This is a genomic window from Shinella yambaruensis, from assembly GCF_022899355.1.
Lineage (GTDB): Bacteria > Pseudomonadota > Alphaproteobacteria > Rhizobiales > Rhizobiaceae > Shinella > Shinella yambaruensis.
The window spans coordinates 213,682-235,669 of record NZ_JALJCK010000003.1 but is presented as its reverse complement, the minus strand read 5'-3'; the positions used below and the strand labels follow the sequence as shown (position 1 = coordinate 235,669).

The 21,988-nt window shown below is 67.3% G+C and carries 19 protein-coding genes; 9 read left to right on the top strand and 10 right to left on the bottom strand.

The genetic code is table 11. The annotated features are described in order from the left end of the window. Window positions 1–16 precede the first annotated feature (16 nt). The 3 genes from MUU56_RS08330 to bcoG all read right to left on the bottom strand — a co-directional run bounded on the left by MUU56_RS08330 (window position 17) and on the right by bcoG (window position 3,992). Window positions 17–1,177: an acyl-CoA dehydrogenase family protein gene (locus MUU56_RS08330; RefSeq protein ID WP_244766847.1), complete on the bottom strand. Its 1,161-nt coding sequence runs from the start codon at window positions 1,175–1,177 to the stop codon at window positions 17–19. 179 nt (window positions 1,178–1,356) lie between these two features. Beyond that, on the bottom strand, window positions 1,357–2,850 hold the full coding sequence (locus MUU56_RS08325; protein ID WP_244766846.1) for a carnitine 3-dehydrogenase: 1,494 nt from the start codon (window positions 2,848–2,850) through the stop codon (window positions 1,357–1,359). Window positions 2,851–3,077: 227 nt separating this feature from the next. After that, window positions 3,078–3,992: a 3-dehydrocarnitine:acetyl-CoA trimethylamine transferase BcoG gene (gene bcoG / locus MUU56_RS08320; RefSeq protein ID WP_244766845.1), complete on the bottom strand. Its 915-nt coding sequence runs from the start codon at window positions 3,990–3,992 to the stop codon at window positions 3,078–3,080. A 114-nt stretch (window positions 3,993–4,106) separates the two neighbouring features. Here bcoG and MUU56_RS08315 point away from each other — a divergent pair, with 114 nt between their 5' ends. Further along, on the top strand, window positions 4,107–5,081 hold the full coding sequence (locus MUU56_RS08315) for a GlxA family transcriptional regulator (protein ID WP_064330625.1): 975 nt from the start codon (window positions 4,107–4,109) through the stop codon (window positions 5,079–5,081). On the opposite strand, the gene MUU56_RS32810 is transcribed toward MUU56_RS08315, so the two are convergent. Then, window positions 5,078–6,241: a LysR family transcriptional regulator gene (locus MUU56_RS32810; RefSeq protein ID WP_244766844.1), complete on the bottom strand. Its 1,164-nt coding sequence runs from the start codon at window positions 6,239–6,241 to the stop codon at window positions 5,078–5,080. The genes MUU56_RS08315 and MUU56_RS32810 overlap by 4 nt on opposite strands. A gap of 163 nt (window positions 6,242–6,404) precedes the next feature. On the opposite strand from MUU56_RS32810, the gene MUU56_RS08305 reads away from it, so the two are divergent. The 7 genes from MUU56_RS08305 (at window position 6,405) to MUU56_RS08275 (ending at window position 15,331) form a co-directional block, all read left to right on the top strand. After that, window positions 6,405–7,943, top strand: coding sequence for an aromatic amino acid lyase (locus tag MUU56_RS08305; protein ID WP_244766843.1), 1,539 nt, complete (start codon window positions 6,405–6,407; stop codon window positions 7,941–7,943). 12 nt (window positions 7,944–7,955) lie between these two features. Continuing rightward, on the top strand, window positions 7,956–9,335 hold the full coding sequence (locus MUU56_RS08300; protein WP_244766842.1) for a dihydroorotase: 1,380 nt from the start codon (window positions 7,956–7,958) through the stop codon (window positions 9,333–9,335). Continuing rightward, entirely contained in the window at window positions 9,335–10,621 is a 1,287-nt protein-coding gene (locus tag MUU56_RS08295; protein ID WP_244766841.1) for a Zn-dependent hydrolase, read from the top strand. Before MUU56_RS08300 ends, MUU56_RS08295 begins: the two co-directional genes overlap by 1 nt. Beyond that, the gene (locus MUU56_RS08290; RefSeq protein ID WP_244766840.1) at window positions 10,606–11,703 is read left to right on the top strand and encodes a thiohydantoin desulfurase; all 1,098 of its coding nucleotides are present in this window, start codon (window positions 10,606–10,608) and stop codon (window positions 11,701–11,703) included. The genes MUU56_RS08295 and MUU56_RS08290 overlap by 16 nt, the downstream gene beginning before the upstream one ends. Window positions 11,704–11,906: 203 nt before the next feature. Further along, window positions 11,907–13,568 carry a thiourocanate hydratase gene (locus MUU56_RS08285; protein WP_244766839.1) on the top strand — a complete coding sequence of 554 codons (1,662 nt, stop codon included), beginning with the start codon at window positions 11,907–11,909 and terminating at the stop codon, window positions 13,566–13,568. A gap of 33 nt (window positions 13,569–13,601) precedes the next feature. Continuing rightward, the gene (locus MUU56_RS08280; protein ID WP_244766838.1) at window positions 13,602–14,156 is read left to right on the top strand and encodes a winged helix-turn-helix domain-containing protein; all 555 of its coding nucleotides are present in this window, start codon (window positions 13,602–13,604) and stop codon (window positions 14,154–14,156) included. A 137-nt stretch (window positions 14,157–14,293) separates the two neighbouring features. Further along, complete coding sequence (locus MUU56_RS08275) at window positions 14,294–15,331, top strand: glycoside hydrolase family 25 protein (protein ID WP_244766837.1); 1,038 nt, start codon at window positions 14,294–14,296, stop codon at window positions 15,329–15,331. Between the two features lie 34 nt (window positions 15,332–15,365). On the opposite strand, the gene MUU56_RS08270 is transcribed toward MUU56_RS08275, so the two are convergent. Next, on the bottom strand, window positions 15,366–15,965 hold the full coding sequence (locus MUU56_RS08270) for a YdeI/OmpD-associated family protein (RefSeq protein ID WP_244766836.1): 600 nt from the start codon (window positions 15,963–15,965) through the stop codon (window positions 15,366–15,368). A 167-nt stretch (window positions 15,966–16,132) separates the two neighbouring features. On the opposite strand from MUU56_RS08270, the gene MUU56_RS08265 reads away from it, so the two are divergent. Next, window positions 16,133–16,855 carry a L,D-transpeptidase gene (locus tag MUU56_RS08265; protein WP_244766835.1) on the top strand — a complete coding sequence of 241 codons (723 nt, stop codon included), beginning with the start codon at window positions 16,133–16,135 and terminating at the stop codon, window positions 16,853–16,855. A 99-nt stretch (window positions 16,856–16,954) separates the two neighbouring features. On the opposite strand, the gene MUU56_RS08260 is transcribed toward MUU56_RS08265, so the two are convergent. The 5 genes from MUU56_RS08260 to MUU56_RS08240 form a co-directional block, all read right to left on the bottom strand. Continuing rightward, window positions 16,955–17,716: an SDR family NAD(P)-dependent oxidoreductase gene (locus MUU56_RS08260; RefSeq protein ID WP_244766834.1), complete on the bottom strand. Its 762-nt coding sequence runs from the start codon at window positions 17,714–17,716 to the stop codon at window positions 16,955–16,957. A 5-nt stretch (window positions 17,717–17,721) separates the two neighbouring features. After that, window positions 17,722–18,546 carry an ABC transporter permease gene (locus MUU56_RS08255; protein WP_133032832.1) on the bottom strand — a complete coding sequence of 275 codons (825 nt, stop codon included), beginning with the start codon at window positions 18,544–18,546 and terminating at the stop codon, window positions 17,722–17,724. Further along, window positions 18,546–19,412, bottom strand: coding sequence for an ABC transporter permease (locus MUU56_RS08250; RefSeq protein ID WP_244766833.1), 867 nt, complete (start codon window positions 19,410–19,412; stop codon window positions 18,546–18,548). Before MUU56_RS08250 ends, MUU56_RS08255 begins: the two co-directional genes overlap by 1 nt. A gap of 277 nt (window positions 19,413–19,689) precedes the next feature. Continuing rightward, window positions 19,690–20,853: a polyamine ABC transporter substrate-binding protein gene (locus tag MUU56_RS08245; protein WP_244766832.1), complete on the bottom strand. Its 1,164-nt coding sequence runs from the start codon at window positions 20,851–20,853 to the stop codon at window positions 19,690–19,692. Between the two features lie 30 nt (window positions 20,854–20,883). Continuing rightward, a complete protein-coding gene (locus MUU56_RS08240; RefSeq protein ID WP_244766831.1) occupies window positions 20,884–21,963 on the bottom strand; it encodes an ABC transporter ATP-binding protein in 1,080 nt (359 codons plus the stop codon). Between the last annotated feature and the right edge of the window lie 25 nt (window positions 21,964–21,988).

The following is a 21,988-nucleotide window of genomic DNA, read 5'->3' as shown; positions in this document are numbered from 1 at the left end:
GCCACGCCTGCCATGCTCACGCCCCCAGCGGCCGGAGCAGGTCGCGGCTGATGATGTGCCGCTGGATTTCCGACGTGCCGTCCCAGATGCGCTCGACGCGGGCGTCGCGCCAGAAGCGGGCGAGCGGCAGGTCGTCCATCAGGCCCATGCCGCCGAAGATCTGGATCGCCTCGTCGGTGACGCGGGCAAGCATTTCCGTGGCGTAGACCTTCGCCGAGGCGATCTCCCGGTTCGACGGCAGGCCCTGGTCGAGCCGCCAGGCGGCCGACAGCGTCAGGAGGTCGGCGGCATCGATCTCGGTGATCATGTCGGCGAGCTTGAAGGAGACGCCCTGGTTGGCGCCGATCGGCTTGCCGAACTGCTTTCGCTCGGCGGCGTAGTTGAGGGCGTAGTCGAAGGCGCGGCGGGCGCGGCCGACGGAGGTGGCGGCGACCGTCAGGCGCGTCGCGTAGAGCCAGTCGTTGGCGATGTCGAAACCCTTGTGCACCTCGCCGAGGATCTGGGCGGAGGGCAGGCGGCATTCGTCGAAATTGAGGATGCAGTTCTTGTAGCCGCGGTGCGAGACGGAATTGTAGCCGTCGCGGATCTCGAAGCCCGGCGTGCCGCGGTCGACGAGGAAGCAGGTGATCAGCTTCTTCTTGCCGCGCGGCGTATCCTCCTCGCCGGTGGCGATGAAGACGATGACGAAATCGGCGATGTTGGCGTGGCTGATGAAGTGTTTCGTGCCGTTGACGATCCAGTCGTCGCCGTCCTTGCGGGCAAAGCACTTCATGCCGCGCACGTCCGAGCCGGCGTCCGGTTCGGTCATGGCGAGGGCGTCGAATTTCTCGCCGCTGACGGCGGGCAGCAGGTATTTTTCGCGCTGCGCGTCGTTGCAGGCCATCAGGATGCCGGAGGGGCGGCCGAAGAAGACGGTCAGCGCCATGGAGCCGCGGCCGAGCTCGCGCTCGACGAGCGTGAAGGAGGTGTGGTCGAGGCCGGCGCCGCCCACTTCCTCCGGCATGTTGCAGCCGAAGAAGCCGATCTCCTTGCACTTGCGGGCGATCTCCCGGCCGAGCTCCGGCGGCACATGGCCGGTGCGCTCGACCTCGTTTTCGTGCGGATAGATTTCCGTTTCGACGAAGGCGCGGACCGTATCCACGATCATCTGCTGTTCGTCGGTCAATGCGAAGTTCATGGAAAAGTCCTCCCCATACTCTTTTCGTGAGAGGTGCCATTTGTGGCCACCCCCCTCTGCCCTGCCGGGCATCTCCCCCTCAAGGGGGGAGATTGATTGTGGCACCGCCTTGCCCCTTGCCGATCTCCCCCCTTGAGGGGGAGATGCCCGGCAGGGCAGAGGGGGGGCGGCTCGCGTCGTCAGTTCTTTCTTTGCCCGACGCTGCGGCCTGCGCCGTCCGGCTTCGGCAGCCCGGCATGGGCTTCGGCGATCGGCGCGATCTTCGCCAGCACCTCGGCGGGCGCGTCGACGCTCCTGCCGGCCTTTGAGTCGACATGCAGCACCATCTGCTCGGCCGTCGCGATGACGTCGCCCGTCGCCGCGTCGTGGATGCGGGTGAAGTAGTGCATGCGCTTGTTGTCGAAGGAGAGCAGTTGCAGCGTCGTGTAGAGCGCCTGGCCGAGCTTGGCCTCGCCGAGATGGCGGATATGGGTCTCCACCGTGTAGTAGCTGTGGCCGGCCTCGACATAGGCGAAGTCGACGCCGACCAGCCGCAGCAGCGCGTCGGTCGTGTCGCCGAAGAGCTGGAGATAGCGGTGCTCCGTCATATGGCCGTTGTAGTCGACCCAGGCGGCGTTGACCTTGGTGTCGACGAGGCGCAGCGGTTCGCTTGCGGAAACCTCGACCTTCGCCTTGCCGGCCTTGGCCCAGAGATGCGCCTCGAACTCGGCGAGCAGCTTGCCCGAACCCCAGCCGCGGCCTTCGTCGCCCGCCTTCAGTGCGTGCATGATGCCGACGAGATTCTGGTCGCGGATGCGTTCCAGCTCGCGGATGCCGCGCGCGCCGGACTGGGCGTCCGACTGGCCGGCGATCTTTTCGACGAGCGCGTCGTCGAGGTCGACGACGTCGGTCAGCTTCGTCCAGGGCCAGGAGAGGCAGGGGCCGAACTGGGCGAGGAAGTGGCGCATGCCCGCTTCGCCGCCGGCGATGCGGTAGGTCTCGAACATGCCCATCTGCGCCCAGCGCATGCCGAACGAATAGCGGATCACGTCGTCGAGCGTCTCGGTGTCGCAGATGTCGTCCTTGATGAGCCAGAGGCCTTCGCGCCAGACGGCTTCCAGCAGGCGGTCGCCGACGAAAGCCTCGATCTCCTTGTTGATGATCACGCCCTTCATGCCGATCGGCGCGAGCTTTGCCTTGGCGTCTTCCAAGACGGCGCGCGACGTCTTCTGGCCGCCGACGAGTTCGGCGAGCGGCAGCAGGTAGACGGGATTGTAGGGATGCGCGACGAACAGGCGTTCGGGATGCTTCATGTCGCGCTGGAGGTCCGTCGGCATCAGGCCCGACGTGGAGGAGCCGATGAGGGCGTCGGGCTTTGCCGCCGCGTCGATCTTCGTCAGCACGCCGCGCTTCAGCTCCAGCCGCTCGGGCACGCTTTCCTGAATCCAGTCAGCGTCTTCCACGGCTTCTTCCAGGCTCTTGCAGAAGGTGATCTTCCCCTTCGGCGGCAGCGGGGCCATGGTGAGCATGCCATAGGCGCGCTCGGCATTGGCCATCACCTCGCCGATGATGCGCTCGGCTTCCGGATGCGGATCGAAGATGTTCACGTCGATGCCGGCCAGCGCGAAGCGGGCGACCCATGCGCCGCCGATGACGCCGCCGCCGACACAGGCTGCCTTGGTGATGGTGGTCATAGAGATGCTGCCTTCATAACTCTTGGTGTCTAGATGCGGCACCCCCCTCTGCCCTGCCGGGCATCTCCCCCTCAAAGGGGGAGATCGGATGGGGAGATGCCTTGCCCTCTACAGACGTTGCGGTTGAGACAAGGAACTTGCTTCTTGCCGATCTCCCCCCTTGAGGGGGAGATGCCCGGCAGGGCAGAGGGGGGATAAACGCGTTGCGCCCTCGTGCCTCGTTCCCGTCAGCCCCGCGGTGCCCGCTTCGTAAGCTTCAGCTTCTCGCGCACGTCGGCCGGGCCGATGACCCGGGCACCCATGCTCTCGATGATGTTGACGGCCTTGTCGACGAGCTGCGCATTGGTGGCGAGCTGGCCCTTGCCGACATAGAGGTTGTCCTCCAGGCCGACACGGACATTGCCGCCGGCAAGCACCGCCGCGGCCGGATAGGCCATGGCGTTGCGGCCGATGGAGAAGGCCGAGAAAGTCCAGTTCGAGGGCACGTTGTTGACCATCGCCATGAAGGTGTTGAGGTCGTCGGGCGCGCCCCACGGAATGCCCATGCAGAGCTGGATGAGCACCGGATCCTCGATGACGCCTTCCTCGACGAGCTGCTTGGCGAACCAGAGATGGCCGGTGTCGAAGGCCTCGATCTCCGGGCGCACGCCGAGATCGGTCATCATCCGGCCCATGGCGCGCAGCATGGACGGCGTGTTGGTCATCACGTAGTCGCCGAGCGAGAAGTTCATCGTGCCGCAATCGAGCGTACAGATTTCCGGCAGGCATTCGGCGACGTGGGAAACGCGCTCCGTCGCGCCGGCCATGTCGGTGCCGTTGGGATTGAGCGGCAGCGGCTGCTCGGTGTTGCCGAAGATCATGTCGCCGCCCATGCCGGCGGTGAGGTTCAGCACCACGTCGACTTCCGCGTCGCGGATGCGCTCGGTCACCTCGCGGTAGAGGTCGTTGCGGCGGCTCGGCGCGCCGGTTTCCGGATCGCGCACATGGCAGTGCACGACGGCGGCACCGGCCTTGGCGGCCTCGATCGCCGATTCGGCGATCTCTCTCGGCGAGCGCGGCACATGGGGGGATTTGCCGGCGGTGTCGCCGGAGCCGGTGACGGCGCAGGTGATGAAAACGTCGCGGTTCATCGCTAGGGGCATTGTCGTTCTCCCAGTATTCTCGTTGAAGCCATTACGAGCCAAGAGAAGGCGCAGTGCTTTCACTTTTCGGATCCATCCTTGACAATTCGGGAGACGGAGCCGCAGGATCGCCGCATGCTGGATCCCTCCTCGGAAACGCTCGACATCGATATTCTCGTCCTGCCCGAGACGAACCTCATCCTCGTCGCCTCGGTCATCGAGCCCCTGCGCGCCGCCAACCGCATCTCCGGCCAGGACCTTTACCGCTGGCGGATTTTCTCGCCCGACGGCTTGCCGGTCGAAACGCGCAGCCGCATCCCCGTGCCCGTGGACGGTCCGTTCCGGCCGGAGCGGGAGACCCAGCCGCTTTTCGTGCTGTCGAGCTATCAATGGCAGATGAGTGCGACGCCTTTGTTGCGCCGCCAGCTCTCGCAGACCGCCCGCCACCGCATCGCCATGGCCGGCATCGAATCGGGCAGCTGGCTGCTTGCCGAGGCGAGCCTGCTCGACGGCCATTCCGTAACGATCCACTGGGAGGACATGGAGGAATTCGCCTCCGCCTATCCGCAGATCGACGTCGAGCGGCAGCGCTACGTCATCGACGGCAAGCGCATCACCACCGGCGGCTCGCTGCCGACGCTCGACCTGATGCTGGAGATCATCCGCCGCCGGCAGGGCTATTCGCTGGCGCTCGAAGTCTCGCGGCTCTTCATCTACGAGCACGAGCGCACCGGCGGCCTGTTGCAGGTGCCGGCGCTCGGCAACATGCGCGTCGCCGACCAGCGCGTCAGCCAGGCGGTGCGGCTGATGGAGGAGACGGTGGACGCGCCGCTCACCCTGACGCGGCTTGCAAAGCGCGTCGGCGTCAGCGCGCGCCATCTCCAGGACCTGTTCCAGGAGACGATGGGCGTCGCGCCGCACCAGCACTATCTCGCGCTCCGCCTCAATGCCGCCCGGCGCAAGGTCATCGAGACGAGGGCCGAGTTTGCCGATATCGCGGCGCTCACCGGCTTCAACTCCTCCTCCGCCTTCTCGCGCAGCTACCGGGCGCACTATCACGAGAGCCCGACGGAGACCCGTCGCCGGCTGAGGGCCGGGGCGAAGGGCTAGGCCTTTGTCAGCAACGCGAGCATCGTCTCGGCGGCCTTGCGGGAAAGCGCGTCGCGCGGCCAGACGAGGCTCAGCGATTGCTGGTAGGCGTCATCGAGCGGCAGCAGCGCCGGCGGCGGCTTGATGTTGGCGACGGAGTGCTCCGGCAGCACCGAGAGATGGCCGTGGCCGAGCACGAGATTGATGATGACGGGGATCGAATCCACCTCCACCAGCGTCAGGCGGGTGCGCTCGGCGGGGGAAAGCGTCGCTTCGAGGAAGCGGTCGGTCATCTGCCGCAGGCCGCTGCGCGGGCTCGGCACGGCGATCGGGTAATGGCACAGCAGCGTTGCGAAATCCTGCTTCTCGGCGCTGTCCAGCCTGCGCGGGCCGGCAAGCGCCAGCCGGGAGCGGCCGATCAGGCTGCCTTCGAATTCGGCGGGGTAGCGGTCGGTGTCGAGCAGGATCAGGTCGAAGCGGCGGTTTTTCAGGCCCGAGACCAGTTCGTCCGCCGTGGTGGAGGAGAGGAAGAGCGGCTGGCGGGGCCGCACCGCGCGCCACGCCACGGCGAGGCGGGCGAGCATGGCGGCGATCTCGCTTTCATGGCCGAAGGGGATGATCGCGCCGAGCCGCCAGGTGGCGGCGCTGCGGCGGAACCGTTCGGCCGATGCGGTGGAGAGGGACTCCCAGGCCGCGCCGATGCGTTCTGCGAGCGCCAGCGCTTCCAGGCCCGCGGGCGTGCAGGTGATGCCCGTCGCCGAACGCGCGAGGAGCTTGCAGCCGATCGCCGCCTCCAGATGGCTGAGCTGGCGGGTGAGCTGCGGCTGGCCGAGGCCGAGGGACTTGGCGGCGCCGTTGATGCTGCCGGCGCGGGCCGTCGCGGAAAAGCGGGAAAGGGCGGCGAGCGAGACGGCCGGCCTCGTTTCCCCGCCTTTGCCGAGGGCGGCGAGCGCGGCGGCCGCTTCGGCGATTTCGGCGAAGCGCGGCAGGCGGGCCTCGGCGTCGAGCGTCGGCACGAGCGCCTGCCCGTCGCGGCGCACCAGCGGCACCGACAGCACGGCCTCCATCCGGCGCAGCGCCGCGCTGGCGCTGGAGGCGGGGCGTCCTTCCGCGGCCGCCGCCCTGCGGATGCCGCGTTCTTCGAGAATGCTGTGCACAAGGCGAAGCGTGGATAGATCCACGGGCGGCTCCTTCGGGTTTTCCGTCTGTTCGGTTCATAGCATGAACCGTACGGATTTTGGGATATGGGTTCGGGCCGCGTTCCGCATAACATCCGCATTCGGTTTTACGCATTCCGGACGGGCGCTTTTGCCGGGATTGCCGTTCGAGACAGGCTTTTTGAAAATGCTCGCTTCCGCCGACACGCTCTATCTGACCGGCCAGCCGCTCGATTTCGCGACGCTGGAGGCGATCGGCACGGCCGCGCGTCGGCCGGTGGCCTGCGAGATCGGCATGGGGCGTGTCGGCACGTCGCGCCGCGTCATCACCGATCGCCTCGCCACGGGCCTGCCGATCTACGGCGCGAATACCGGCGTCGGCTCGATGAAGGACAAGCTCTGGACGGCCGACGACCTCATCGAGTTCAACAACAGCCTGGTGAGGGCCCACCATTTCGGCACCGGCGAGCCGTTCACGCTGCCGATCGTGCGCAAGGCAATGGGCATTCGCGTCAACACCGCGCTCGGCGGCTATTCCGGCTGCAGCCCGGAGCTGATCGACGCCCTGCTCGGGCTGCTCGAACGGGATGTCGTGCCCGTCGTGCGCCGGCATGGCTCGATGGGCTGCGCCGATATCGGCCTGATGGGCCAGATCGCGGCGGTCCTGACCGGCGAGGGCGAGGCGTGGTACGGCGGCGAACGCCTGCCGGCCCTGGAGGCACTGAAGCGCGCCGGCCTCCAACCCTATCGCATGCAGCCGCGCGATGCGCTGGCCGCCCTCAGCGTCAATGCCATCTCGCATGCCGCGGCGGCCAATGTGGTGCGCGAGGCGGCGATGGCGATCCGCAACCTCATGGTGACGGGCGTTCTCTCCTCGCTGGCGCTCGGCGCCTCGGCCGATCCCTGGCGCGTGGCGGCAAGGCTCTCGGCCCATGGCGAGGCGCTTGCCGGCACCTGGTTCGAGGCGCAGGCCGCCTCCGGCCATTGGCCGAAGCCGTCGGCGATCCACGATCCGCTCAGCCTGCGCATGACCGCGCAGGTCTTCGGCGCCTGCCTCGATACGCTGATGAACGCCGCCGAGCGCATCGTCGAGGCAACGGCGCAGTCCGACGACAATCCGGTCGTGCTCGACAACCACGTCATGGCCTCCGGCGGCTCGCTGCCGCTCTCGACGACGCTCTATGTCGAGGCGGCGCAGACGGGGTTCGCCCATCTTGCGCGCAACGTGCTGAACCGCTGCGTGCTGCTTGCCAACGGCGTGCGCCGCAACCTGCCGGTCAACCTCGTGGCGCCCGGCGAGACGGCGACGGGCTTCGGGCCGCTCCTGAAGCTCGCGGTGGAGCTCTACATGCGCATCCAGTCGCTGGCGGTGCCGATCTCGGCGCAGTCCATCGTCGTCGCCGGCGGGCTGGAGGAGGAGGCTACCTTCCTGCCGCTGATCGTCGAGCGCATGGAGAGCCAGGTGCGGGACCTGCGCCAGCTCGCCGCCCTCGAAGCCATGCTCTCCGCCCAGGCGATCGACCTTGCCGGCGACAATGTCGCCGGCGTCGTCGCCATCGCCTACCAGCGCACGCGGGCGATCAGCCCGTTCTACCGCAAGGACCGGCCGCTTTCCGCCGAGATCGAGGCGCTCGACCGCGACCTTGCCAGCCCCGAGGCGCTTGCCGCCTTCGTGGAGGCCGCGCCCATGGCGCAATTCGACGCCTTCTTCGCCCTCAAGCCCTGACGGAGACAGACCATGGCCGATTTCGATCTCGTCCTGAAAGGCACCGTGGTCCTGGCGGATCGCATCGTCGACGGCGGCCATGTCGCCGTGCGTGACGGCAAGGTGGCGCATATCGGCCAGGGGGCCATGCCGGCGGCGAGGGAGCGGCACGACCTTTCGGGCGCGCTGATCCTTCCCGGCGCGATCGACGCGCAGGTGCATTCGCTGTCGCAGAAGAACCAGGAGGATTTCATCTGGTCGACGCGCTCGGCGGCGGCGGGCGGCGTCACCACCATCGTCGACATGCCCTATGACGAGGGCAACCTCGTGTGCTCGGCCGAGGCCGTGCGGCGCAAGGTGGACCATGCCGGGCCGCAGGCGCGCGTCGATTTCGCGCTCTACGGCACGGTCGATCCGCAGGAGGGGCCGGCGCGGATCGGGGAAATGGTCGAGGCGGGTGTCGCGGCCTTCAAGTTCTCCACCTTCGGCACGGACCCGAAGCGCTTTCCGCGCATCCCGGCGGCGCTGCTGGAGGATTGCTTCCGCGCCATCGCCCCGACCGGTCTGACGGCCGGCGTGCACAACGAGGACGACGAGGCGGTGCGCGCCGCGATCGCCAGGGTGAAGGCGGCCGGCATCACGGATTACCGCGCCCATGGCCTGTCGCGCCCGCCGCTGACGGAACTCATCGCCTCCAACCAGATCTACGAGACCGGCGCGGCAACCGGCTGCCCGGCCCATGTGGTGCATTGCTCGCTCGGCCGGGGCTACGAGATCGCCAGCGCCTATCGCGCGCAGGGTTTTCGGGCGACCATCGAGTGCTGCATCCACTATCTCACGCTCGACGAGGAGAACGACGTCGCCCGGCTCGGTGGCAAGGCGAAGATCAACCCGCCGATCCGCCCGCGCGCCGAGGTCGAAAAGCTCTGGCGGCATGTCGCCGCGGGCAATGTGACGCTCGTTTCCACCGACCATGTGAGCTGGTCGGAGGACCGCAAGACCAATCCGGACATGCTGGCCAACGCTTCCGGCGTGCCGGGGCTGGAGGTCATGGTGCCGCTCTTCGTCAAGGGCGCGCTGGAGCGCGGCATTCCGCTGACGCGGGCGGCCGAGCTGATGGCCCTGAACCCCGCTCGGCATTTCCGGCTCGATCATGTGAAGGGCGCGCTCGAAGCCGGCAAGGACGCGGACATCACCGTGCTGACGCCCGAGCCTTACAGCTATGACGCGGCGGCGAGCGGCCACAACGTCGTCGGCTGGTCGCCCTATAACGGCATCCGCCTGCCGTGGCGCGTCTCGGCGACCTGGCTGCGCGGCAAGCTCGCCTTCGACGGCAAACGGGTGCTCGCCGAACCCGGGTCCGGCGCCTTCGTGCGCCCGTTGCCGACGCTCGTTTCCGCAGGTGCCCCCTGATGGCGGCGCCGCGAACCAATCTGCCGGTCGATCCCGCCCGCATAGAGGATGTGATCGACGGGCTTGCCCGGCTCACCGAGCCCGGCCGGCCCTACACACGGCGTGCCTTTACCGCTCTGTTCCCGGCGGGGCGGGATTTTCTTGACCAGAGGTTTCGGGCGGCCGGGCTCGAAACGCGCATCGACGCCGCGGGCAATCTCATCGCCCGCCGGCCGGGCAGGAAACCGGGCCTCGGCACGATCATGCTCGGCTCCCATTCCGACACGGTGCCGGACGGCGGGCGTTACGACGGCATCGCCGGCGTGGCGGTGGCGCTGGAAGTCGCCTGCGCCCTTGCGTACCAGGGGATCGAACTCGACCATGACCTGGAGGTCGTCGATTTCCTTGCCGAGGAAGTGTCGATCTTCGGCGTCTCCTGCATCGGCAGCCGCGGCATGGCCGGCGTCCTGCCGGCGGACTGGCTGGCGCGCGAGAGCAGCGGCCTGACGCTGGAGCAGGGCATTCGCGATGTCGGCGGCGACCCGGCGCGCCTGCAGGCGCAGGCCCGCAAGGACATCGCGGCCTTCCTCGAACTGCATATCGAGCAGGGGCCGGTGCTGGAAACGGAAAAACTGGATATCGGCGTGGTGACGGCGATCGCCGGCATCACGCGCATCGAGATCATCGTCGAGGGCCGGGCGGACCATGCCGGCACGACGCCGATGGGCGCGCGCGCCGATGCGCTTGCGGCCGCGGCACGGCTGGTAACGGGCATCGAGGCGCTGGCGAAGTCGCTCTCGGAAGGACCGGGGCATTTCACGGCGACCGTCGGCGAATTCTCCATCGCGCCGAACGCGGCCAATGTCGTGCCGTCGCGCGCGCGCCTGTTGATCGACGCGCGGGCCGAGCACCGCACCACGATGGATGTTTTTGCCGCCTCCGTCGAGCAGATGGCGGAGCAGCTCGCACGGGAGACCGGCACGCTCATCGCGCCGCCGCGCCGCCTCTCCGACAACATGCCGACGCCCGGCGATCCGCTGCTGCTCGATGTGCTGGATGCGGCCTGCGAGATGGCCGGCGCAAGCCATCGCCGCATGGCCTCCGGTGCCGGGCATGACACGGCCTTCCTGGCGAAGGTGACGCGGGCGGCGATGATCTTCGTGCCCTGCCTTGGCGGGCGCAGCCATGCGCCGGAGGAGTTCGCCGAGACGGACGATATCGCGCTCGGCGCGGCGGTGCTTTTTAACGCGGTGATTCAACTGGATAAGACATTGAGTCAGGAGGACGTCCGATGGGCCGGATCTTAAAGGAAAAAGACGTCGAGGCGGCGGTCAAGGGCGGCTCGGTCTATGCCGCCGGCGGCGGTGGCTGGGCGGACCATGGCCGCATGCTCGGCTATGCCGCCGTCTCGATCGGCAAGCCGGAGCTGGTCTCCATCGATGAATTGTCCGATGACGACTGGGTGGCGACCGCCGCCGCCATCGGCGCGCCGGCCTCCACCACGCCCTGGGAAATGCGCGGCGTCGACTATGTGAAGGCGGTGGAGCTTCTGCAGGACGCGCTCGGCGAGAAGGTCGCGGCGCTGATGGTCGGGCAGAACGGCAAGTCCTCGACGCTCAACGGCTGGCTGCCCGCGGCGATCCTCGGCACGAAGGTGCTCGACGCCGTCGGCGACATGCGGGCGCATCCGACCGGGGACATGGGGTCGATCGGCATGGCGGGCTCGCCCGAGCAGATGATCCAGACCGCCGTGGGGGGAAACCGCGACGAGAACCGCTATATCGAGCTCGTCGTGCGCGGCGCGACCGCGAAGGTCTCGCCGATCCTGCGCACGGCCTCCGACATGTCCGGCGGCTTCATCGCTTCCTGCCGCAATCCCTTGCGCGCCTCCTATGTGCGCAGGAACGCGGCGCTCGGCGGCATCTCGCTGGCCCTGAAGCTCGGCGAGGCGATCATCGCCGCCGAGGGCAAGGGCGGTGCGGCGATCATCGACGCCATCGTCAGGACGACGGGCGGTTCGATCCTCGCAGAGGGTGTCATCACGGACAAGTCGGTTGTCTACACGAAGGAAGCCTTCGACATCGGCACGGTGACGGTCGGCAGGGGGGACGATGCCTCCGTGCTGCATGTGATGAACGAATACATGGCGGTGGAATCGGCGGGCGGCAAACGCCTTGCCACGTTCCCCGACGTCATCACCACGCTCTCGCCCGAGGGCGAGCCGCTCAGCGTCGGCCAGCTCGAGGCCGGCATGACGGTGTTCGTGCTGCACGTGCCGAAGACGATCATCCCGCTCGCCTCCAGCGTGCTGGATCCGACCGTCTATCCGTCGGTGGAGAAGGCGATGGGGATCGAGCTGGCGCGGTATGCGCTGGAGACGACGGTTTAAGCGGATGGGTGCGGCTGCACCCCCCTCTGCCCTGCCGGGCATCTCCCCCACAAGGGGGGAGATTGGAGAGGCAACGTCTAGCCTCAGGCTGCCGTTGCAAATGAAGAGATGCCATCGCGTCCAGCCGATCTCTCCCCTTGTGGGGGAGATGCCCGGCAGGGCAGAGGGGGGTGAACCTCCCCATGAACGCTGAGGAGACGACCATGCCCAAGCCCAATCCGCGCCATCCGAACTATCCGATCCCGAGCGGCGACGTTTTGCGCGCCAGGGGCTGGCGGCAGGAGGGGCTTTTGCGGCTCCTCGAGAACGTTCTGTCGGTCGGCGAGGATCCGGACAATCTCATCGTCTATGCCGCGCTCGGCAAGGCGGCGCGCAACTGGGCGGCGCACAGGGCCATCGTCAAGGCGCTGACGGAGATGGACGAGGACCAGACGCTCATTATCCAGTCCGGCAAGCCGGTCGGCCTGCTGAAGACCCATGCCAAGGCGCCGCTCGTCATCATGGCGAACTGCAACATCGTCGGGCAATGGGCGAAGGCCGAGGTTTTCTACGAGCTCCAGCGCAAGGGGCTGATCTGCTGGGGCGGGCTGACGGCCGGGGCCTGGCAGTATATCGGCAGCCAGGGCGTCATCCAGGGTACCTACGAGATCTTCATGCGCATCGCGGAAAAGCGCTTCGGCGGCAGCCTCGCCGGCCGCTTCATCCTGACGGCCGGCCTCGGCGGCATGGGCGGCGCACAGCCGCTTGCCGGCCGTATGGCGGGGGCGGCCATCCTCTGCGTCGATATCGATCCGGCGCGCGCGGCGGCGCGCAAGGCCGTCGGCTATCTGGAGCATGTCGCGCCGGATCTCGATACGGCGCTTTCGGTGATCGACGAAGCCGTGAAGGAGAAGCGCGCGACCTCGATCGGGCTCGTCGGCAATGCGGCGGAAATCTACCCGGAGATCGCCCGGCGCGGCATCGTGCCCGACATCGTCACCGACCAGACCTCGGCGCACGATCTCGTCTACGGCTATGTGCCGAAGGGCATGAGCCTCGACCAGGTGAAGGGCCTGCGCGACGACGGGCAGGGGCAGTTGATGGCGGCAAGCCGCGCCTCCATCGTCGAGCATGTCTCGGCCATGCTGGAATTCCAGAGGCAGGGCGCCGAGGTGTTCGACAACGGCAACCTGATCCGCACGCAGGCGCGGGAAGGGGGCGTCGCCAATGCCTTCGACATCCCGATCTTCACCGAGGCCTATCTGCGGCCGCTCTTCGCGCGGGCCATCGGGCCGTTCCGCTGGATGGCGCTGTCCGGCGCGGAGAGCGACATCGCGCGGATCGACGATCTCGTCCTGGAGATGTTCCCGGACAACGGGATCGTCACCAACTGGATCCGGCTGGCGCGGGACAACGTGCCCTTCGAGGGCCTGCCGGCGCGCATCGCCTGGCTCGGCCACGGCGAGCGCACGGCGCTGGCGCTGGCGGTCAACCGGCTGGTTGCGGCCGGCGAACTGAAGGGGCCGGTCGCCTTTTCGCGCGACCATCTCGATGCCGGGGCCATGGCGCACCCGAACATCATGACCGAGCGCATGAAGGACGGCTCGGACGCCATTGCCGACTGGCCGCTGCTCGACGCCATGCTGCTCTCCTCCTCCATGGCCGATCTCGTCGTCATTCATTCGGGCGGCGGCGGTTATGCGGGCTATATGACGAGCTGCGGCGTGACGCTCGTCGCCGACGGCACGGCGGACGGTGCGGAACGGCTGGAGCATGCCTTGACGAACGACACGTCGCTCGGCGTCATCCGCTATGCCGATGCCGGTTATGACGAATCGCTCGACGAGATCGCGAAGAAGGGCATCGGCTACGTGACGGTGGGTTGATGCCGGCGAGGGGCGATGCTGTTCAAGGCGGACATGCTTGAAAGGATCGGCAGGGGCGAGGTGACGCTCGCCTTCCGCCGCTGGTCGAGGCCGACGGTGCGCGCCGGCGGAACGCTGCGCACCGCCGCGGGCGTGCTCGCCATCGACAGTGTCGCGGCCGTGGATATTCACACCGTTCCCGACGCGGATGTGCGGGCGGCCGGTTATGCCGCGCGTGCCGACCTGCTCGGCGACCTCCGGCCGGAGGGGCAGCTTTACCGGATCGCCTTCCATGTCGCGGGCAAGGACCCGCGGGAAAGCCTGCGTGAAAACGATACGGTCGGTCCGTCCGATATCGCCGCGCTGGACGCCCGGCTGGACGCGCTCGACCGTGCGGCACCGTGGACACGCGCGGTGCTCGCCATGATCGCGGAAAGGGACGGGCGCACCGCCGCGGAGATGGCCGAACGGCTCGGCGTGGAAAAGCTGGCGCTCAAGCGGAAGATCCGGCAGCTCAAGGAACTGGGGCTGACGGAGAGCCTTGCCGTCGGCTACCGGCTTTCGCCGCGCGGACACGCATTTGTGAAGGGCAGCCGGCGGGGATCGTGATGCGGGCGGGGCTAACTCCCTGAAATGTCGCGATGGCCGTAAACGTTGCATTTAATATTTCGCGGTAATCTTCCGTTAGTAATTCCGTCCATGTGTCGAAAGGGCGGGGCTTCGGTTTGTTTTGCGTGCGGGTGCCTATGCGTCTTTCGGTCCTTACAACGGTCCTCCTTGCCTGTGCCGCCATGACGGGGTGTGCGTCGAGCTCCAACCCCATGTCGGCGCTCGCCATCAAGCCGTCCTCGGAGACCACCGCCTCGGTTTCGAAGGCGAGCGGCCCCGTGCCGGAGGTCGCCGTCGGCGAGAGCAAGGTGACGGCGGAGGGGGCGGAGATGCTCGCCTGGGCCGGTCCGGCGGCGGGGACCCACGTCTTCGAGAGCGTCACCCAGCAATCGGCCATTCCCGCCGAACGGCCGGCGGAGGCCGTGACGGCCGAGGAGCCCGCATCCGAAGGCGGCTCGCGGAAACGCTCCCGCGTCTACAGCCAGCAGTTCCGCGACGCCCATCCGATCAATTTCGGCAAGCGTGCGCCCAAGCATTATCAGGTACACGGCGTCGACGTTTCGCGCTGGCAGGGCGATATCGACTGGGTGAAGCTGCGCATGCAGGGCGCTAACTTCGCCTTCATCAAGGCGACGGATGGCGGCGACCATCTCGATCCGATGTTCCAGAAGAACTGGCGCAAGGCCAAGGAAGCCGGCATCAAGCGCGGCGCCTACCACTTCTTCTACTGGTGCCGCGTCGCAAGCTCGCAGGCCGAATGGTTCATCCGCAACGTGCCGAAGGATCCCGATGCGCTGCCGCCGGTCATCGATGCGGAATACAACGGTGAATCGCGCTGCAAGAAGCGTCTCACGCGCGCCCAGTACGTCGAGAAGATCCGCGTCTTCTCCGAGATGCTGGAACGCCACTACGGCAAGCGGCCGATCATCTATACGGCGCCGGATTTCTACGAGGACAATCTTTCGGGCGAGCTGACGAACCATCCGTTCTGGCTGCGCTCCGTCGCCGCCCATCCGTCCAAGCGCTATCCGAACCGCCGCTGGGTGTTCTGGCAGTATTCCGGCTCGGGCCTGTCGCACGGCGTCACCGGCAAGATCGACCTCAACGTCTTCTACGGCAGCGTGAACGACTGGCACAACTGGCTTGCCGGCCAGCGCTCGGCCAGCCGCGACTGACTGTCGACGACGGCAGGCGGATGAGCCGGACGATCTACCTCCGCTTCTGCGGATAGATCGTCTCGCCGCGCTTCAGCATCTCCACGAAGGTCTCGATCTTCCGCCTGCGGCCGGCCTCGGTCTTCATCGTGTGGACGCGGAAGGCGAGGGCGAAGCGGTTCTGCTCGGTGAGCCTGCCGAGCATCGCCCTTGCGGCCGGCTCGGCGTCGATCGCCGCCTGCAGGTCCGGCGGGATCTTCATGTCCTTGCCGCTGCCATAGGCCTTGTCCCAGCGGCCGTCCGCCTTGGCGGCCTCCACATGTTTCAGGCCGTGTCCGGTCATTCGCCCGTCCTTAATCAGCCGGCCCACCGTCTCGACGTTCTTCCTGCTCCACACGCTCTTCCTGCCCCGCGGGCAGTAGCGCTGGAAAAAGCTCTTCTCGTCGAGCCCCTTGCGGATGCCGTCGATCCAGCCCCAGCAGAGCACAACCTCGATCGCCTCCTCGGGATCGATGGAGGCAAGGCCGGAGGCGCGCTTGTGGATCTTGATCCAGACCTCGGGCGCCGTGGCGTGGTTTTCCGCCAGCCAGCGATGGAACGCTTCCTGCCCTGGAAATTCGCGGACATGGGCAGGGTCGATTTCCACAGGCGCCATCGTGTTTCCCCCGTTTTCCGGTGAGCCGTGTCCTTCGTGCACTGGCCGCCCGGCCGGGCAGGCACTAATGCCGAAGAAGTGATCCCGATGTTTCTTGCCAGCCCGCCCGCGGTTTGGCTAGCCATCTGACAAACCTCCCTTTTCTTCCCAAGGAGATCGTAAAGAGAATGCCTACGGTGTGCACATTGTCGCGCAGAGCCTTTTTCATGGGCGCCGCCGCGACGCTTGCGGGATGCGCAACCACGGAAACGTCGGTCAGGAATGCCCCGGTTCCGCAGAAGGTCAGCTACCCGATCGTGCCGGCGAGCGACGAGGAGCTCGCCGCGCGCTACGCCGCCGTCGAGGATGGCGGCCATCTCATCCCTGCCATTCCCTACCGGGAAATCGATCCGAAATATTATCGCCAGCGCGTGAAGGACCCGACCGGCGAGACGCCGGGCACGGTGGTCGTCGATACGCCCGGCCGCTTCCTCTATGTGGTGGAGCCGGGCGGCACGGCGATGCGCTACGGCGTCGGCATCGGCCGCGAGGGCTTCGCCTGGGAAGGCGAGGGCATCATCCACTGGCGCCAGCCCTGGCCGCGCTGGAAGGTGCCGGCCGACATGATCGCGCGCACGCCGAGCCTTGCCCGATATTCCGTCGAGAACGGCGGCATGGAGCCGGGCATCAAGAACCCGCTCGGCGCGCGGGCGCTCTACATCTTCCAGAACGGCAAGGACACGCTCTACCGCCTGCACGGCTCGCCGGAATGGAAATCGATCGGCAAGGCGACGTCGTCCGGCTGCGTGCGACTGATCAACCAGGATGTGCTCGACCTCTACAAGCGCGTACCCTATCACGCCCGCATCGTCGTGCATCAGGGACCGATGGGCGCGGCGGTCGGCGCTTAGAGCATTTCCAGCCGAAGCGAGATCGCTTCGGTGTCGGATAATGCGGTAAAAACAAGAATCTAGAGCATTTCCGGCGAACCGGAGTTCGCCGGAAATGCTCTAGGTCACGGTCTCGCCGCCGTCGACCACGAGAATCTGGCCGGTCATGTAGCTTGACCGGTCGGAGACGAGGAAGAGGATCGGCTCGGCGATCTCCTCGACATCCGCCCAGCGGCCCATCGGCACCTTCTCCCTGATATAGCCTTCGATCGCCTCGCGCCCGCCCATCTGCGCGATGAAGGGGGCATTGAAGGGCGTGTCCACCCAGCCCGGGCAGAGCGCGTTGACGCGGATGCCGTGGCGGGCATAGTCGCCGGCCATCTGCCTGGTCATGGCGATGACGGCGTGTTTCGTCGTCGTATAGGCGATCATCTCGCGGTCGTAGAGCACGCCGGAGGAGGAGGCCGTGTTGAGGATGACGCCCTTGCCCTGCGCCCTCATGGCCGGCATGACGAGGCGGGCGGCGATCAGGTGCGCGCGCACGTTGAGGTTCCAGGAGAGGTCGAGCCCGTCGAGCGGTACGCTCTCCAGATCGCCGGCGACCTGCGCGCCGGCATGGTTGTGCAGGATGTCGATGCGGCCGTGGCGCGACAGCACGGACGCGACCGCCATCTTCAGCTCCACGTCGTCGGTGACGTCGACGATGACCGCCTCGGCCTTGCCGCCGTCGGCACGGATGAAATCGACGGTCTCGGCCGCGCGCGCCTCGTCGCGGTCGGCGACGCAGACCGTGGCGCCCTCGCGCGCCATGATGCGCGCGCCGGCCCGGCCGATGCCGGAGCCCGCTCCGGTGACGATGGCGACACGGTTCTTCAGGATCATCGGTCTTACTCTCCGGCAGGCGATTTTCGGGTTTTCTCCCGCATCAGCAGGCGGGCGATGAGGATCAGGAGCAGCGAGGCGACCAGCACCATCGTCGCGATGGCGTTCACCTCCGGCGTCACGCCGCGGCGGATCGAGGCGAAGACGTAGATCGGCAGCGTCGTCTTGGAGCCCGCGACGAAGAAAGCCACGATGAAATCGTCGAAGGAGAAGGTGAAGGCGAGCAGGAAGCCGGCGAGCACCGAGGGCAGGATCTGCGGCAGCACGATGTCGCGGAAGGTGGTGAGCGGCGTCGCATAGAGATCGGCCGAGGCCTCGACGATGTCGCGCCCGAGCGTCGCGATGCGCGCCTTCACGATCATGGTGACGAGCGCCATGGTGAAGAGGCCGTGTGCGGCGATGATCGAGCCGTAGCCGAGGCCGAGCTGCGGCGGCCTCTCGCCGGGCCAGATGGCGGCGATCGCCGGGTTGATCGCGCCGAAGACGGCGACGAGGGCGACGAGCGTCGCGATGCCGATGACGACGCCCGGCACGACGATGGCGGCGGCGAGCAGGCCGTCGAAGACCGCGCGGGCGCGGCTGCCCAGCCGTTCGAGGCCGAGCGCGGCCATGGTGCCGAAGACGGCGGCGAGCGTGGCGCTGACGAGGGCGATGATCAGGCTGTTCTGCAAGGCCGTGATGAGGAACGGATTGGCGAGCGCCTTGCCGTACCATTCGACGGAAAATCCGGTGAACTCGCTCGCATTGCGCCCCGCATTGAAGGAGAACAGCACGACGAGCGCGATCGGCGCGTAGAGGAAGAGATAGACGGCGGTGATCAGCGCGCGCATCAGACGAGGTCCACCTGTCTCGTGCCGGAAATCCGCCAGGCGATGCGCATGGCGACCATCAGCACCACCACGACGATGGCGACCAGCGTGACGGCGATGGCCGAGCCGAAGGGCCAGTTGCGCGATTGCAGGAAGAGATCGACCAGCGCGTTGCCGATGAAGAAGACCTTGCCGCCGCCGAGGAGCTGCGGGATGAGATATTCGCCGAGAAGCAGGATGGTGACGAGCGCGACGCCCGTCATGACGCCCGGCAGCGACAGCGGCAGGGTGACGGAGAAGAAGGTCGACAGGGGTTTCGCGCCGAGGTCGGCGGAGGCTTCGAGCAGGCGGCGGTCGAGCTTTTCGAGGCTGACATAGATCGGCATGATCATCAGCGGCAGGTAGCCGTAGACGATGCCGAGCAGCACGGCGCCGGGCGTATTGAGCAGGCGCACGTCCGCAATGCCGATCATGTCGAGCAGATTGGGAATGCCGCGCGAGCCGAGGATGTACATCCAGGCATAGGTGCGCACGAGCAGGCTCGTCCAGAACGGCACGACGACCAGCGAGACGAGCAGCAGCCGGTGGCGCGGGCTCGCCTTGACGGCGAGGTAATAGGCCGTCGGATAGGCGACGAGGAGGCACAGGAAGGCGCCGGCGGGCGCCAGCATGAGCGTGTTCCAGTAGGCGGCGGAACGCGCCGGCAGGTTGGCATATTGCGCGAAGGTGAATGCCGCCTGATAGCCGCCCGCCGGTCCGCGCTCGCCGACGGAGAAGACCACCATGGCGATGAAGGGCAGCACGAGGAAGACGAACAGCCAGGCGGAGGCCGGCGCCAGCAGCGCCGCCGTCACCAGCCGTCTTTTCGTCGTCATCGTCAGGGGCATTGCGGTTGATCCTGTTTGAGAAATGCGTCCGGTTCGTTGGCGGCTTCTCCCCGCAAGGCAGGGGAGGGCGGAACCTTGCGGCTTGCTCCGATCAATCTCCCCCTTGTGGGGGAGATGTCGGCGAAGCCGACAGAGGGGGGTAGCGACGGCGCGGCGGAGTGGGTGATGAAGGGGCTGCTTGGTGTTGCACCCCCCTCTGCCCTGCCGGGCATCTCCCCCACAAGGGGGGAGATTGACCAGCCGAAAAGGTTTCCCTTCGCCTTTCGCGCCGCTTCCGCTACGCCGACTTGAACCGCGCCATCAGCTCTGCCCGCGCCGGGTCCGTCAGCGTCACGGCGGCGCCGAATTCGAGCGGGGTCAGGGCGGCCTCGTCGGGATAGACAATCCTGTTGCCGGTGATTTCGGCCGGCAGCAGCGAGAGCACGCGGCTGTCCGTCGTCGGCGCGCCGTTGGCGATGTGCTCCTTCACCGCGTTCTGCGGGTCCATCAGGAAGTTGAGCAGGGCGTAGCCGGCCGGCTTGTTGGCCGCGCTTGTCGGCACCGCGTAGAAATCCGACCAGATCTCGCCGCCGTCGGAGCCGAGCGCGAACTGGATTTCCGGGATGTCGCGGTTGAGCTGTGCGCCGTCGTTCGTCCAGCACATGGTCATCCAGGCGTCGGAGGCGCGCATGGAGGGCTGGTAGTCGCTGTTGATGGCGTAGAGGTGTGGCTTGACCCTGATCAGCAGTTCCTCGGCCTTGGCCAGTTCCTCGGGCTTGACCGAATTGAAGGAGAAGCCGAGCGAGACGAGGGCGTTGCCGATCGTGGTGAGCTGGTAGTCGTGCACCATGGCACGGCCGTCCGCCTCGGTCATGGCGACCTCGAAGAACTCCTTCCAGCTCGTCACCTTCGACTTCACCTTGTCGGCATTGACGGCGATGCCCGTCGTGCCCCAGTTCTTCGGCAGGGCATAGACCTTGCCGTCGACCGTGCCCTCGTTGGTGAAGCGGGTGTTCTGGGTGCCGGGGTCGAAGTTCGGCACCTTGGCAAGGTCGAGCGGGTCGATCAGGCCGAGGCCGGCATAGGTGGAGATCGTGTAGTTGGTGGGCACGAAGAGGTCCCAGCCGGTGCCGCCGGCCTGGAGCTTGGCCAGCATCTCCTCGTTCGAGCCGAAGACGTTGACCTCGACGGCGACGCCCGTCGCGGCGGTGAAGGCCTCGAAGGTCGCCGGGTCGTGGTAGTTCGGCCAGGTGGCGAGCGACATGGCGGAGCCGAGGTCTTCCTGCGCGTGCGCCTCGCCGGTGAAGAGCCCGGGCTGGCGCGCCAGCACGGCGGCGGCGAAGCCGAGGCCGGTGACGGCCAGGAAGTGGCGGCGCGTGACGGAGCCGCGTTTCAGCCGCATGAACTCGTCCGTCAGTTCCCGAGCGCTGATCGGGGCATTCTCTCTGAACCATTTCGACATGATGCTGTTCCCCTGTTGGGCCTGTTTCCCTCAGGCCGGAAAGATATGCGTCTGGCCGGGATCGAAGCTTATGGCGACCCGTTCGCCCGGCGCGACGAGGTCGTTTTGCGATTGGCTGTGGCGTTCGGCGGTGACGAGCAGGTCGCCGAGCCCGTCGACGGCGACGGAATACTCGGCGGCCGAGCCGAGGAAGATGCGATGCGTGACCGTGCCTTCCAGCGTGGTCGCGCCGGCCGTGCCGCGCGAAAGGCGGATCGCCTCCGGGCGAAGCGCGACCGTGACCGCGCCCGGCGCAAGATCGGCGCGCGCTGCGGGCAGGGCCGCGCCATTGCCGAGGCGCACGGTGCCGCCGGCTTCCAGCGTGCCGGCAAATCGGTTCGTCTTGCCGACGAAATCGGCCACGAAGAGATCGGCGGGCCGGTCGTAGACCTCCTGCGGCGTCGCGAGCTGGCGGATGCGGCCGGCGCTCATCACGCAGACGAGGTCGCTCATCGACAGCGCCTCCTCCTGGTCGTGCGTGACGAGCACGAAGGTGATGCCGAGATCGCGCTGCAGCGTCTGCAACTCGATCTGCATGGCGGTGCGCAGCTTCTTGTCGAGCGCGGCGAGCGGCTCGTCGAGCAGTAGCACGGAGGGCTTGTTGACGAGCGCGCGGGCGAGCGCCACGCGCTGCTGCTGGCCGCCGGACATTTCGTGGATGCGGCGCCCGGCGAAACCGGTGAGGCGCACCATCTCCAGCGCCTCGCCGACACGGCGGGCGATCTCCGCCGCCGGCAGCTTCGGGCGCAGCTGCCGCAGCCCGTAGGCGACGTTCCGCTCAACGTCGAAATGCGGGAAGAGGGCATAGTGCTGGAAGACCATGTTGACCGGGCGGCGATAGGCCGGAACGCCGTTGGCGACCTTTCCGGCGATCAGCACCTCGCCCTCGCTCGGCTGCTCGAAGCCGCCGATCATGCGAAGACAGGTGGTCTTGCCGCAGCCGGACGGACCGAGAAGTGCGACGAAGGCACCCTTCGGCACGGAAAGATTGATGTCGGAGACCGCGGTCACCGCGCCATAGCGCTTGGTCACCGAACGGAACTCGATGTCGTTCGTTGGGGCGGATGTCACGTCTGTTCCCTGCGGTTGTTGGTCT